Source organism: Pedobacter miscanthi, assembly GCF_003315595.1.
Classification (GTDB): Bacteria; Bacteroidota; Bacteroidia; order Sphingobacteriales; family Sphingobacteriaceae; genus Pedobacter; species Pedobacter miscanthi.
Genome location: NZ_QNQU01000012.1, coordinates 1 through 14,620 on the forward strand (window position 1 = coordinate 1; position 14,620 = coordinate 14,620).

10 protein-coding genes are annotated in these 14,620 nt (G+C 40.6%); 8 read left to right on the top strand and 2 right to left on the bottom strand.

Features of this window, described 5'->3' with window-relative positions:
• Positions 1 to 327 precede the first annotated feature (327 nt).
• Positions 328 to 762 carry a carboxymuconolactone decarboxylase family protein gene (locus DRW42_RS14665; protein ID WP_113949584.1) on the top strand — a complete coding sequence of 145 codons (435 nt, stop codon included), beginning with the start codon at positions 328 to 330 and terminating at the stop codon, positions 760 to 762.
• Positions 763 to 848: 86 nt separating this feature from the next.
• On the opposite strand, the gene DRW42_RS14670 is transcribed toward DRW42_RS14665, so the two are convergent.
• A complete protein-coding gene (locus DRW42_RS14670; RefSeq protein ID WP_113949585.1) occupies positions 849 to 1,631 on the bottom strand; it encodes a rhamnogalacturonan acetylesterase in 783 nt (260 codons plus the stop codon).
• Between the two features lie 3 nt (positions 1,632 to 1,634).
• Positions 1,635 to 3,275: a glycoside hydrolase family 43 protein gene (locus DRW42_RS14675; protein WP_113949586.1), complete on the bottom strand. Its 1,641-nt coding sequence runs from the start codon at positions 3,273 to 3,275 to the stop codon at positions 1,635 to 1,637.
• Between the two features lie 399 nt (positions 3,276 to 3,674).
• Here DRW42_RS14675 and DRW42_RS14680 point away from each other — a divergent pair, with 399 nt between their 5' ends.
• From DRW42_RS14680 to uxaC, 7 genes are all read left to right on the top strand, one after another.
• Positions 3,675 to 4,631 (top strand): pectinesterase family protein, encoded by a 957-nt coding sequence (locus DRW42_RS14680; RefSeq protein ID WP_113949587.1) that lies wholly within the window; start codon positions 3,675 to 3,677, stop codon positions 4,629 to 4,631.
• 159 nt (positions 4,632 to 4,790) lie between these two features.
• Positions 4,791 to 6,461: a glycoside hydrolase family 28 protein gene (locus DRW42_RS14685; protein WP_113949588.1), complete on the top strand. Its 1,671-nt coding sequence runs from the start codon at positions 4,791 to 4,793 to the stop codon at positions 6,459 to 6,461.
• Between the two features lie 6 nt (positions 6,462 to 6,467).
• Positions 6,468 to 8,399: a glycoside hydrolase family 88 protein gene (locus DRW42_RS14690; RefSeq protein ID WP_113949589.1), complete on the top strand. Its 1,932-nt coding sequence runs from the start codon at positions 6,468 to 6,470 to the stop codon at positions 8,397 to 8,399.
• A gap of 166 nt (positions 8,400 to 8,565) precedes the next feature.
• Positions 8,566 to 9,597, top strand: coding sequence for a pectate lyase (gene pelA / locus DRW42_RS14695; protein WP_113949740.1), 1,032 nt, complete (start codon positions 8,566 to 8,568; stop codon positions 9,595 to 9,597).
• A 112-nt stretch (positions 9,598 to 9,709) separates the two neighbouring features.
• Positions 9,710 to 11,221: a tagaturonate reductase gene (locus DRW42_RS14700; RefSeq protein ID WP_113949741.1), complete on the top strand. Its 1,512-nt coding sequence runs from the start codon at positions 9,710 to 9,712 to the stop codon at positions 11,219 to 11,221.
• 1 nt (position 11,222) lies between these two features.
• Positions 11,223 to 12,869, top strand: a complete 1,647-nt coding sequence (locus tag DRW42_RS14705; protein WP_113949590.1) for a UxaA family hydrolase — start codon at positions 11,223 to 11,225, stop codon at positions 12,867 to 12,869.
• A 283-nt stretch (positions 12,870 to 13,152) separates the two neighbouring features.
• Entirely contained in the window at positions 13,153 to 14,553 is a 1,401-nt protein-coding gene (gene uxaC, locus DRW42_RS14710) for a glucuronate isomerase (protein ID WP_113949591.1), read from the top strand.
• Positions 14,554 to 14,620: the final 67 nt, after the last annotated feature.

Genomic DNA, 14,620 nt, shown 5'->3' on the forward strand with positions numbered 1-14,620 from the left:
TTATAAATAGCTTAAGTTAATAGCATTGGTGGAGACACGAATCACTAAGCTATTATATACTTTGATATGTTATCCGTGTATCCGTGGCAAAACGAGATATTTTTTGTGCAATCGATGATTCGAGCAGTGGAATGAAGAAACCCTGAAGTGTGTGATCAAGCAAAATATCGAAGTCATAAAACAAAAAACTTTGTGTCTTTGTGCCTTTGTGGTCAGAATTACTGCTATAACCAACCCTTCCTACTACAAGATTCATTTCTTAAACTACATTAAGTTTTTTGTTTTTTATGATGCCGACCTTTACATCGTAATCAAAAAACAAATAACATGGAAAGTAGAATTGATATCCCAAAAGTAGAGCCTGCAGCTTATCAGGCCATGTATGGTTTAGAGAAATATTTATCAACCAGCAAAATAGATCCGATCCTTTTAGAGCTGATCAAAATGCGTGCTTCTCAAATTAACGGCTGTGCATTTTGTTTAAACATGCACTCAACCGATGCACGTAAAATTGGTGAAACTGAACAACGTTTGTATCTGTTAAACGCCTGGAAAGAAACCACTTTGTTTAGCGAAAAAGAAAAAGCTGTTTTGGCTTTAACAGAAGAAGTAACATTAATCAGCCACCACGTTGCTGATGCCACTTACCAAAAAGTAGCAAGCTTTTTTAACGAGCAGGAGGTAGCGCAAATTATTATGGCCATTGTAACCATTAACGCCTGGAATAGATTAGCTATTACTGCAAAAGTAATGGTTGGGTAATTTACAGCTTAAGGTTAACCACAAAGACACTAGGGCACAAAGTCAGGGTTAGAAAATCCTTCGTGACTTCGTGTCTTCGTGGTTATTTACTGCACGCCACTAATTTCTTTCAATCCCTCATACACCAACCTTGCCACTTCTTTAGCTCCCTCTGGCTGGAAATGCGTATTGTCTTTCTGCCCTTTCGGGTAAGCCTCATATTTGCCCGAATCTAAATTCATAAAATAGTGTTTGCTTATAAATTCGTTTCCTTTAGTGGTGAAAAAATCAGCTGAAAGTGAAGTAAGATCAATTATGGGTACATTTAATTCTTTAGCCACATCTTTTACAGCCTGTGGATATTCGCCATGTGCACTGCCCAGTTTACCGTCTTTCCATGGATAATTTCTGGTAACAGGCGTAATGAGGATGAGTAAAGCACCTTTAGCCCTCGTTTCTTTTACATACATCCTTAAAAATTCTTTATAACCGGCAATAGCTACATAACGTTCGGGTTTATCTTTGGCGGCATCATTGTGCCCAAACTGGATCAATACCAGATCATTTTTGTCTAAAGTGGATAAAACATCTTTCCATCTGCCCTCTTCAAAAAAAGTGCGGGTGCTTCTGCCACCCTTTGCTTTGTCAACAACCAAAGCGCTATCGCTTTTAATCAGATTCGTTAATTTTTTTAAGCTATCTTTTGCTAAAAATTGCTGAAAAACCTGCCCCCAGCCCGTTATGGGATATTTCTTTTGCATATAACCTTCATCCAAAGTATAATCTGCAACAGTTGAGTCGCCTATTAAATAAACTTTAACAGGTTTAGGTTTGATGGTGAAAGACATGAATAAAACAGCTGCAATAAGAAATTTATATTTTTTCATCATATTTTACTTTAAAGCTTCTACACGGAACCAATCATACTCTGCAATTCCCGAATCATTCGTTTGTGTATCTCTGATGGCAAATATTCCCACTTTTGCCCCAATCCATTGCCCGGCTGTGGCCTGAAATTCATCACCCGCATTGCTGAAATTTATTCCGTCCTCACTGTAACTAAACTGGCATTTAGCACCTGCGGTAACCTTTACACGGAGATAAACCGAAGCAGATTTTAGTTTAATTATTTCTTTTTCGTTCTCCGTTTTTTCCTTATCGGCATTTTGACAAGTGCCATAAACCAGATACAATCCTTCCTTTTTGCTTTTGATGCTGATCTCCGCATAACTGCGTCCCATGATCACTAAACCCGTTTTTTCGTTTTCCAGTTTAGGATTAGGTTTAAACAAAAGTTTTGTGGTTGCCATAAATTCATCGGCAGGGAATTTCTGCATCAATAAATTCGGAACATCCCACAGGTTTTTCGCTTCATCAGGCATCCTGGCCGTATATAATTTTAATGTACCTTTAGCGGCATCGGTAAATAGCCAGGTTGGCTGCGGATTGGCCTGCCATTGCCATTGCAAACCTAACTTCGCGGTATTAAATTCATCACTTTCAATCGGAGTTTCAATCGGGTATATCTTGCCCACATTTGGTTTTTTATAAGTACTAACCGGTTCTCCTTTTCCATCACCATCTTTATCAATACCGATAACCGGCCAGTTATTGATCCATTTCATAGGCTGTAAATGCACCACTCGTCCGTAGGCATCTTTATCCTGAAAATGCAAAAACCAGTCTTCACCGCTTTGTGTGTTTACCCAGGCACCCTGATGCGGCCCGTTAACAGCAGATTTCCCCTGATCCATCACCACTTTTCTTTCATACGGACCGTAAATGTTTTTACTCCTTAAAACGAGTTGCCATCCTGTAGAAACTCCTCCGGCAGGTGCAAATAAATAATAATAAGCATTGCGTTTGTAAAATTTTGGACCTTCAATGGTGGGGTCCAATTCGTGCCCATCGTAAACAATTCTACCGGTTTCTGTTGCCTTAGAGCCATCGTTGATGAGCGGCATAATGGCCAGTACACTTTTAATCCCCGCACGACTGCCGGCATAGGCATAGGCCAGATAAGCCCTGCCATCTTCATCCCACAGCGGGCAGGGATCGATCAAACCTTTACCTGCCGCGACTAATTTAGGGGCACTCCACTCGCCTGCAATGGTTTTGGCTTTAGTTAAATAAATGCCAAAATCGGGATCAGGGTAATAAATGTAAAATTCGCCATTGTGGTAACGGATAGCAGGTGCCCAAACGCCGTTGCCATGCTGTGTTTTTTCGAAATGCTCGAAAGGAGGCTGGCGTTTTAAAGCATGACCAATAATTTTCCAGTTCACCAGATCTTTCGAATGCAATATCGGTAACCCGGGGATGGCATCGAAACTGGAGGCGATCATATAAAAATCGTCACCTACGCGAATGGCATCAGGATCAGAATAATCGGCATTAATTACCGGATTTTTATAAGTTCCATTACCCTGATCGGCAACCCAAACTTTAGAAACATATCCTTTATCCGGCATTTGCTGGGAAAATGCATTTATAGTAAAACTTAAAATCAGAATTGAACTGTATAGATATTTCATCTTACAATGATGTTTGTGATAAATTTGGTTAGTGCTAATTAAAAAAAGCAGGCCGTCGTGAAATTATTTCTTAAACAGTTTGTCCCATTGATCCTCCCGACGAAAAAAGTCGAAACGTTTCGTAATACTTTAATACAAATCCTTCGATAAGCTCAGGACGACAATTCTCTATTTATGATGAATTTAGCCTAACAACAAGATTAAGCCTTTTTTTATTTTAAGGCAAACTGATATTGTGCAATCGTTCCCGACATCGTTTGCGATGTTTAATATTTGAAAAATTTCTTTCTGATAAATATTAATGTTTAAAATTGTTCATCATATATTTTAAAACACGGCTGCGTTACGAAGTTTATACTTTTACGTGGCCGATTTTAATTTAAGCCTAACCAAATTAATATGAGAGCAATCATTTTATTTTTCCTTGTTATTATTTCGTCGGCTGTAAATGCCATAAATATTAAACCCGATTTCGTGGTGGCAGCAGATGGCAGCGGAAACTTTAAAACCGTACAGGAAGCCATTCATGCCGTTCCCGATTTCAGAAATAAAACCACCATAATTTTTATTAAAAAAGGCATTTACAAAGAAAAACTGGTACTGGCGGCTTCTAAAAAGAATGTAAAGTTTATCGGCGAGAGCCTGAATGAAACCATTTTAACCTACGATGATTATGCCCAGAAGAAAAATACTTTCGGCGAAGAAAAAGGCACTTCGGGTTCATCAAGTTTTTACATTTATGGCGAAGGTTTTTCTGCCGAGAACATCACTTTCGAAAATTCTTCTGGTCCGGTAGGGCAAGCTGTAGCCGTTTGGGCCGGCGGTGATAAACTGGTTTTTATCAATTGCAGGTTTTTGGGTTTTCAGGATACACTTTATACTTATGGAGGCAATAACCGCCAGTATTATAAAAACTGCTACATCGAAGGAACAGTCGATTTTATTTTCGGTGCCTCCACGGCCTGGTTCGAAAGTTGTACCATCTTTTGTAAAAAGGCGGGCTACATCACGGCTGCTTCAACAGCTGATACCACAAAATTTGGCTACATCCTGAACAAATGTAAAATCAGGGGAGATGCTCCTGCCAATAGTTTTTACCTGGGTCGCCCCTGGAGGCCTTATGCAAAAGTTGCCTACCTTAATTGCGAACTACCCGATTTTATCCGTCCCGAAGGCTGGAACAACTGGGGGAAAGAAAGCAACGAAAAAACGGCTTATTACGCTGAATATAAAAGCACTGGCAAAGGTGCCGATCCTAAAAACAGGGCCAATTGGTCGCACCAGTTAACGGATAATGAGTATAAGGCTTACATTTTGGAAAACGTTTTCCGTGGGTGGAATCCCGAAGTCAAATAACAGCTATAACTACCTGCTTTTCAGTCATTAATGAAGTTTTTAAATTGGTTTTCTTGTCCGGGTTTCCGGTAACGATTGCATAGATTTCTCTTCTGTTTTAAATGCAAACAACGTACACTTGTTATTACAATAACCAAGTATAATTTAACAACGCGAATAATGAAACATATTTCTGGTCGTTTATGCCATATTAAAATAGCGCTCGCATGCTTAATTTTATCTTCTGCAATGGCTATGGCTCAACAAAAGCAAAGCTTACCCGTTATTCAGCAGGTTAAATTTAAAAAAGATACTACGAGCATTGTAAGTTTTGGTGCAAAAGGCGATGGAATTACCTTAAATACCCAAAGCATTAATAAAACCATTGCCAGTGTGAGCCAAAAAGGCGGTGGTGTGGTGTTAATTCCATCCGGCTTATGGTTAACCGGGCCTATTGAATTAAAAAGCAATGTAAATTTACACATCAAACGCGACGCAATTCTTCAGTTTACTGCCGATTTTAGTCAGTATAAACTCGTTCAGGGAAATTGGGAAGGCCAGCCGGCATGGCGCAACCAGAGTCCGATTTCGGCTATAAACCTCGAAAATATTGCCATTACCGGCAGCGGGATCATTGATGGTAACGGTGGTGCCTGGCGCATGGTTAAAAAAGATAAACTCACCGAAACACAGTGGAAAAACCTGGTGGCATCAGGTGGTGTGGTTAAAGCTGACGGGAAAATGTGGTATCCGTCAGAGAAAACTGTTAAAGGTTCGAATACCAAAAATGCCGGCGTAATCGAAGCAGGAAAAACTGCGGCAGATTATGATGATATCAAAGATTTTCTTCGCCCTAATTTATTGGTATTAACGGGCTGCAAAAAAGTGCTTTTAGAAGGCGTTACTTTTCAGAATTCGCCAGCGTGGAATTTACATCCTTTATTATGCGAAGATTTAACTTTAAGGAATTTACAGGTAAAAAATCCATGGTTTGCGCAAAATGGTGATGGTGTTGATGTAGAATCGTGCAAAAATGTATTGATCGAGGGCAGCACTTTTGATGTTGGCGACGATGGGATCTGTATAAAATCTGGTCGCGATGAGGCCGGACGTAAACGCGGTGTGCCAACAGAAAATGTAATTATAAGAAATAATATTGTTTATCACGCCCATGGCGGTTTCGTAATCGGTAGCGAAATGAGTGGTGGTGCCAAAAATATCTGGGTGTACGATTGCTCCTTTATCGGTACCGATATTGGTTTGCGTTTTAAAACCACCCGCGGACGTGGCGGAGTGGTAGAAAATATCTATATCAATAACATCAACATGATTGATATCCCTGGCGAAGCCATTTTATTCGATATGTATTATGCAGCCGTTGATCCGGTTCCGCTGGCCGGCGAAAAACGCGAAGCTGTTAAAACGGTTACTGTTCCGGTTACCGAAGCAACCCCTCAGTTCAGGAATTTTTACATTAAAGATGTAGTAGCCAACGGTGCCGAAAAAGCAATCTTTTTCAGGGGATTACCTGAAATGAATATCAAAGATGTGCATCTGGAAAATGTAACCATAAAAGCTAAAAAAGGCATCGAGATTATTGAAGCAGCAGGAATTTTCCTTAAAAACGTAAATATAATTGCAGAAGATACCAGTCCGGTGGTAATGATCCAGAACGGATCCAATATTAACATCAGTAAACTCACCTACCCAGCTAACAGTAAGGTTTTATTCGATGTTTCAGGCGAAAAATCAAAAGGCGTAAGAATTAGCGGAACAGATGTTTCCAAAGCAAAAACAACTTCGCTTTTAGCCGTAGAAGTAGATAAAAAAGCACTGGAAATTTCAAAATAACGAAAAATGAAGAAATCAATCTTATATACAGCAGCTGCATTTATCGGTTTTTCCATTTTAACACAAAGTGGATTCGCCCAAAAGAAATTGTCGGAACAGTTAACCCTAACGGCCATGGAACAGCTTTGGCAGGATACAACGGTTTTAAAAGGCCCAAAGGGGCCGAGATGGAGCTACGATATGGGTGTGGTTTTAGAAGGTGCTGCAGCAGTTTGGCGCAATACCGGAGATGGAAAATATTTTAAATATATCCAGAGTTCGATGGATGCTTATCTGGATAAAGAAGGCAATATCACCACCTATAAACCCGATGATTTTAACATTGATAATATCAAAAACGGTCGGTCATTATTATTACTGTATAAAGTAACCGGACAACAGAAATACCTTTTAGCGGCAACTAAACTGTACGACCAGTTGCAAAAACAGCCGCGTACCAAAGAAGGTGGCTTTTGGCACAAGAAAATTTATCCAAACCAGATGTGGCTGGATGGTTTATACATGGGTGAACCTTTTTATGCTGAATACGCAAAGCTGATGAAAAAGGATGCGGCTTTTGATGACATTGCCAAACAGTTTATCCTGATGGAAAAAAACTCTCGGGACGCTAAAACGGGTTTGCTTTATCACGGCTACGATGAAAGCCGAACCGAACAATGGGCTGATAAAACCACTGGCCAATCGCCAAATTTCTGGGGAAGGGCAATGGGATGGTACATTATGGCCCTGGTTGATGTGCTGGATAATTTCCCTACTAATCATCCACAACGAAAAGAATTACTGGCCATTTTAAACCGTACAGCAACGGCTGCCGTAAAATACCAGGATCCGAAATCAGGGGTTTGGTTTGATATTCTGGATATGCCAGCCCGTAAAGGAAATTACCTTGAAAGTTCGGCATCGAGCATGTTTGTATATGGCCTGGCCAAAGGGGTACGTAAAGGCTGGTTAGCACCATCATTTATGGCTGCTGCAAATAAAGGTTATGCCGGTTTAAAGAAAGAATTTATCGAAAAAGCAGGCGATGAAAGGGTAAACCTCACTAAAACCGTTTCAGTATCAGGCCTCGGCGGAAAACCGAAATATCGCGATGGCAGTTTCGATTATTACATCAGCGAAAAGGTAATTACGAACGATCCGAAAGGAATGGGCGCATTTGTTTGTGCAGCCGCCGAAATGGAAGTAGATCAGTTACCGAAACCGGGCACAGGCTTGACCGTAACCGTTGATAATTTCTTTAACAACGAATACATGACAGGGCCAACCGGCGATAAAATCCCTTTCCATTACCTTTGGGAAGAAGATGACAACAACGGTTTCTCTTTATTCGGAAAAGTATTTAACGATGCCGGCGTAAAAACGACTACGCTTAAAACTTCACCAACTACTTCAAATCTAAAAGGAAGCAATATTTACATTATTGTTGATCCTGATACGGAAAAAGAAACCGCTAATCCAAATTTCATGAATGCCGCACATGCCAAACAGATCAGCGAGTGGGTAAAAGCAGGTGGTGTTTTGGTATTGCTGTTAAATGATGCAGGCAACTGCGAAATTTCGAAATTTAATGTATTGCCCGAAACTTTTGGAATCCATTTTAATGAAGACAGCCGCAATAAAGTACAGGGAACAAACTTTGAACAGGGTGCAATAAAAATCCCAGCCGGGAACTCCATTTTTAAAACCGCTAAAAAAGTATACATCAAAGAAATTTCGACTATCGTGGCGAAAAATCCGGCAGTTTCGGCCTTAACTGATCAGGGAGATGTAATCGTTGCCATTGCTAAGTATGGCAAAGGAACAGTTTTCGCGGTTGGCGATCCATGGTTTTATAATGAATATATCGATGGAAGAAAATTACCTGCAGATTTTGAAAACTTTAAAGCCACCAATGATTTAGTGAACTGGCTAATTAAACAGGTGCAGGTAAAGAAATAGAGTTGTCATCCTGAGCCTGTCGAAGGATTTGGCTAAACTATTAATCCGTGTCTCCGTGGCAAAAAGAATAAATGCAAAAAAGAGAATGGTTACTGGTGACACATACCATAGCGTAGGAAAAAGAAAATTAGTGGTTTATGAGGACACAGACCACGGAACAAACAAAATGATGAAAATAAAAATATTGTTCACCCTTATCTGCAGCACTTTATTACTATCGTGTTATGCGCAGCAACCAACCGATGCTACAGCAGATAAAATGCTTGTATACCAATTGGGTAATGGCGGCTGGCCAAAACAACTGGAAGATAAAAGTGTGGTTAATTACGGCGCTGCTTTAACCCCCGAACTGTTAGCTAAAATAAAAGCAACTCAAGATCTTCATGCTACCTTCGATAATAAGGCCACCAGCAGAGAAGTAGTATACCTGGTAAAAGCCTATAAAAAAACACAGAATAAAACTTACTTAACTGCTGCCGAAAAAGGACTGGATTATATTCTGTCTGCCCAATATGCAAATGGAGGCTGGCCGCAATATTATCCTGATAAGGCCTTGTACCGCTCAGAAATTACTTACAATGATGATGCAATGATTAATGTGCTGAACATTTTGCAGGATATAGCTACGCAAACAAACGATTTCGAGGTGGTAAATCCTGCTTACATTGAAAAAGCAGAAAAAGCAGTTGCAAAAGGTATCGATTGCATTTTAAAAACCCAGGTAAAACAGAACGGAGTTTTAACCATCTGGGCTGCGCAATACGATAAAGATACCATGTTACCTGCAAAAGCCAGGAATTTCGAGCCGGCTTCGTTAAGTACAAGTGAATCAGCCGGGATTGTGAGGTTTTTAATGCGGATGAAAAATCCTTCAACAACAGAAAAAAATGCAATAACAGCAGCAATTAAATGGTTTGATACCTATAAAATTGCAGGCTACCGTTTCGACAGGCCGAGCGACCCAAAAACCAATATTAAAACCGCTGCTTTGATTGCCGACAATACCGCCAGTACCTGGGCACGTTTTTACGACCTGGAAAAAAACACCCCGATTTTCGGTGATCGGGACAATACCATAAAAACAAAATTAGAAGAACTAAGTCCCGAAAGACGCAACGGTTATGCCTGGTATGGTAACTGGGGGCAAAAATTAATTGAAAAAGAATACCCGAAGTGGTTAGCCACAAACGGGAAATAAACATCATATAACTCGTCATTGCGAGGCACGAAGCAATCCTACTACTATGGGTGGGCATTACTACCGCTTTAAGATTGCTTCGTTCCCCGCAATAACGGAAACAGGAAGACCAATGATTTTAAACAAAGAAAATTTAAAAAGCATTAACGGCGATAAGGTTATAAAACCAACTGCCGGAATTTTAGCCTTACCCGAAAAAGTAATCCAGTTTGGAACAGGCGTTCTATTACGTGGATTGCCAGATTATTTTATTGATAAAGCCAATCAGAACGGCATTTTTAACGGTCGGGTTTTAGTGGTTAAGTCAACCTCAAGAGGTGGATCTGATGAATTTTCCAAACAGGATAACCTGTATACCCTTTGCGTAAAAGGAATTGAAGATGGCGTGAGTGTAGAAGAAAATTCAATTAACGCCTCCATAAGCCGTGTTTTATCAGCATCGCAGGATTGGGCAGAGATTTTAAAAGCAGCACACCAGCCCGAAATGCAGGTGGTAATTTCGAATACTACTGAAGTGGGCATTGTGAAAAGTGAAGATAAAATTAGCGATAATCCACCACAATCATATCCGGGCAAATTACTGGCTTTTCTGCACGAAAGATATAAAGCTTTTAATGGTTCTGCCGAAAGCGGAATGGTGATCGTACCTACAGAACTCATCAGCGATAATGCCGATAAACTAAAAGAAATTTTATTGGACCTTGCCATCCAGAATAAACTGGGCTGGGATTTCGAAAACTGGTTAAAAACAGCTAACCATTTCTGCAAAACCCTGGTTGATCGCATCGTTCCAGGAAAACTTCCTGCGACCGAACAAAAAGCCATCGAAAATGAATTGGGTTATGAAGACGAACTCATGATTATGGCCGAACCTTTCAGGCTTTGGGCTATAGAATCCTCAAATGAAAAAGTGAAAGAGATTTTATCTTTCGCCAAGGCCGATAAAGGCATTTTTATTGTTCCTTCTATCGATAAATTTAAAGAGTTAAAACTCCGTTTACTTAACGGTACGCATACCATTAGCTGCGGATTAGCCATTTTAGCTGGTTTCAACACTGTAAAAGAGGCAATGGCAGATGAAGATTTCGCCAACCACGTGCTAAAACTGATGAAAGAAGAAATTGCCCCTGCCGTGGTTAACGAAGATATTACCTACGATGAGGCCCTGGCCTTTGCCGAAAGTGTAACCGATCGTTTCAGTAATCCGTTTTTAGAGCACCAGTGGCAGGCCATTACCTTAAACTTTACATCAAAAATGCAGATGCGTAACATTCCGCTTATCAGAAAATATTACGCCTTAAAAAATGAAGTGCCACAGCTTACCGCTCTTGGCGTTGCTGCTTATATTCTTTTTATGAATGTGGCTAAAGAAGGTGAAAATTATATTGCAAGTGCGAATGGAAAAACTTATCCGGTACAGGATGAATTTGCAGAAATAATAGCCGGTTACTGGAAAAATCCTGAAACGGTTATAGACAATACGCTTGGCGACAGACGCCTTTGGGGCAAAAACCTGAATAACTACCCTGGCTTTAACGCAGCCGTAAAATCATACGTCGAATTATTACAAAATAAGGGTGCTAAAGAAACTTTAAGTAATTTGCATTCAGAAAGAACTATTTAAAATGGTGACAAGAATTTTAAAAATCCACCCCAACGATAATGTGCTTGTAGCCTTGCAAAACCTGGCAAAAGGCGAAACGGTTATCTATGATGGACAGGAATATACTTTGCAGGACGATATTCAGGCAAAACATAAATTTTTTATGCAGGATATGAATGCCGGTGATCATATTATTATGTATGGTGTACTGGTTGGTAAAGCACAGCATTTTATCCTCAAAGGTGGTTTAATGGATACCGAAAATACCAAACATGCATCCGATCCTTACGAATTCCGCCCGTACCATTACGAGTGGCATGCTCCGGATGTTTCTAAATTTGCAGGACGCACTTTTAACGGGTATATCCGTAGCGATGGCCGTGTGGGAACCGCAAATTACTGGTTATTTATCCCCACAGTATTCTGCGAAAACCGCAATCTGGACGTGATCCGCGAGGCTTTACACAATGAGTTGGGTTATGCGGTAACCGACAAATACAAATCGTACGCTCACCAGTTGGTAGAAGCCTATAAAAATGGCGAGATTTTAGAAGAAGCTGATCCAAATTCTATCGGATTGGCCAATCCATCAGCCAACCGCGTTTTTAAAAATGTAGATGGCATTAAATTCCTGAACCACCAGGGTGGTTGTGGTGGTACCCGTCAGGATGCCGCTGTGTTGAGCAAGCTTTTAGCTGCTTATGCCGATCATCCCAATGTGGCTGGTGTAACCGTGTTAAGCCTGGGTTGCCAGAATTTGCAGGTGAAAGATTTTGTGGACGATTTAAAACAACGCAGTCCTAATTTTGATAAACCACTATTTATTTTTGAGCAGCAACAATCGCAGAGCGAAGAACAATTGGTTAAGGAAGCTATCCGTAAAACTTTTATCGGTTTAACCGAAATCAATAAAATAGAGCGTCAGCCGGCACCATTGAGTAAATTGGTTTTAGGCGTAAAATGTGGCGGTAGCGATGGTTTTAGTGGTATCAGTGCTAATCCCGCAGTAGGTTATACTTCTGATTTATTAGTGGCGTTAGGCGGAACGGTACTTCTGGCCGAGTTCCCTGAACTTTGCGGTGCTGAACAACAACTTATAGATCGTACCAAGGATGAAACTGCTGCCCGTAAGTTTATCCAGTTGATGACGGCTTATAACCAGGCTGCTGAAAATGTGGGTTCTGGTTTTTTTATGAATCCATCTCCAGGCAATATCAAAGATGGTTTAATTACCGATGCCATTAAAAGTACCGGTGCAGCCAAAAAAGGTGGTACATCACCCGTTGAAGATGTATTGGATTATACCGAACCTGCAACAAAACCAGGTTTAAATCTGGTTTGTACCCCAGGAAACGATGTAGAAGCCACCACCGGAAAAGCAGCATCGGGTGCAACCTTAATTTTGTTTACTACCGGTTTGGGAACACCTACCGGAAATCCGGTTTGCCCTACCATCAAGGTATCAACCAATAATGCCTTAACCAAACGCATGGGCGATATCATCGATATCAACTGCGGACCGGTAATCGAAGGAGAAAAAACCATTGAACAAATGGGGGAGGATATTTTGGAATATTGTATTAAAGCGGCCAGTGGTGAAGTCATACCGAAAGCAGTATTGCTTAATCAGGATGATTTTATACCATGGAAACGGGGTGTGAGTCTTTAGTCGTGAGACCTTAGTCTTGGGTGTAGAAAAACCTAACGCCGTGGGCTGTGGTCTGTGTCTCCACAGACCATTAAGTAATCTTCCGGTTCGTGATGACACGAACCGGGGCGAGGGGGACACAGACCGGGGACAAACTATAAACAACGTGCTATTTAGATTAATTGAATAGAAATACGCATAAAAAATAATACCTTGGTCTGCATCATCTCAAACCAAATAAAAAGAATAAAATATTAACTGGATATGATCAGAAACAGCTTCATATCATACATCTAACCATAGAATGAAACCTTTTTTAGACGAAAATTTTCTTTTGCAAAATAAAACAGCAGAAAAGCTTTATCACAATTTTGCAAAACCACTACCAATTATCGACTATCACAATCACCTCATCCCTGAGCAGATTGCCAATAATACACAGTTTGCCAATATCAGTCAGGTTTGGTTATATGGCGATCACTATAAATGGAGGGCCATGCGTGCCAATGGCGTTAATGAAAAATACATCACTGGCGTAGGATCAGATTATGAAAAATTTGAGAAATGGGCTGAAACCGTTCCTTACACTTTGCGTAATCCGTTATACCACTGGACACATTTAGAACTTCAGCGTTATTTCGGTATAACAGATCTGCTTTCGGGCAAAACGGCACAGAAAATTTACGACGAATGCTCGGCTAAGTTGCAAACGCCCGAATATTCCGTACGTGGTTTATTGGCCAAAATGAATGTGGAAGCTGTTTGTACTACCGATGACCCTTTAGATAGCTTAAATTTCCACCAGCAACTGGCACGGGAAGGTGCAAACCTGAAAATGTTACCTGCTTTCCGTCCGGATAAGGCCATGAACAGTGATGATGTTACAGCCCTGAACGAATATATCGATAAACTCGAAAGCGTGGTTGATAAAACCATCAGTAACTTTCAGGATTATATCGATGCCTTAAAAAGCCGTCACGATTACTTTGCCGATAATGGCTGCTCGGTTTCAGACCATGGTTTAGAGCAAATTTATGCCGAGGATTATACCGAAGCCGAAATTTCATCAATTTTTGATAAAATCCGCAGCAAACAACATATTTCTCACGAAGAGAACCTGAAATTTAAATCGGCCATGCTGGTTTATTTTGCAGAGTGGGACCACGAAAAAGGTTGGGTGCAACAATATCACCTCGGTGCCTTGCGTAACAACAATGCCCGTATGTTAAGGCAGTTAGGTCCTGATACCGGCTGGGATTCGATGGGTGATTTTAGCCAGGCCCGTATGCTTTCTAAATTCCTGAACCGTTTGGATAACCAGGATAAACTGGCCAAAACCATTATTTACAACCTAAATCCTGCCGATAACGAATTAATTGCAACCATGATCGGCAATTTTAACGATGGCTCAGTTGCCGGTAAAATTCAGTTCGGTTCGGCATGGTGGTTTTTAGATCAAAAGGATGGTATGATCAAACAGTTAAATGCACTTTCAAACATGGGGCTTTTGAGCCGCCTGGTGGGTATGCTTACCGACTCGCGCAGCTTCCTTTCTTTTCCCCGTCATGAATACTTCAGAAGGATCGTTTGTAACCTCTTTGGAGAGGATATCGAGAATGGAGAATTACCTAACGATTTGGAGTGGGTTGGCAAGATTGTTCAGGATATTTCGTATTTTAACGCAAAAAATTACTTTAAATTTTAACCAAAATCAGGCTTTAAGGCGGTATTTCGTTGGAATCAATTCATTTCAATCGTTTTCCTTCCTTTTT